The following is a 283-nucleotide window of genomic DNA, read 5'->3' as shown; positions in this document are numbered from 1 at the left end:
AATCGGGAAGACAGGATTCGAACCTGCGACCCCTTGGTCCCAAACCAAGTGCTCTACCAAGCTGAGCTACTTCCCGGGCTTGAACAGGACGTTCTGGCTTCTTCGTTTGGCACAGGACGTGCCGGCTCTTAGCAGAAGCTCCTTTAAAAAAGGACATCGATCTTTAAAAAGAATTTTCCAAGAACTCTGTTTCAATTATACAACAATGAGCCATGAAGGACTCGAACCTTCGACCCTCTGATTAAAAGTCAGATGCTCTACCGACTGAGCTAATGGCTCGGTA

General features: G+C 47.3%; 2 tRNA genes. Both read right to left on the bottom strand.

The features are described 5' to 3' along the window. Nucleotides 1-2 precede the first annotated feature (2 nt). A tRNA-Pro gene (locus L2D08_RS23735) sits at nucleotides 3-76 on the bottom strand. Between the two features lie 130 nt (nucleotides 77-206). After that, a tRNA-Lys gene (locus tag L2D08_RS23730) sits at nucleotides 207-279 on the bottom strand. Nucleotides 280-283 lie beyond the last annotated feature (4 nt).

The organism is Domibacillus sp. PGB-M46, from assembly GCF_022668875.1.
Classification (GTDB): domain Bacteria; phylum Bacillota; class Bacilli; order Bacillales; family Domibacillaceae; genus Domibacillus.
Note: the sequence above shows the minus strand (reverse complement) of the source record. Positions and strands in the feature narration are given on the sequence as shown.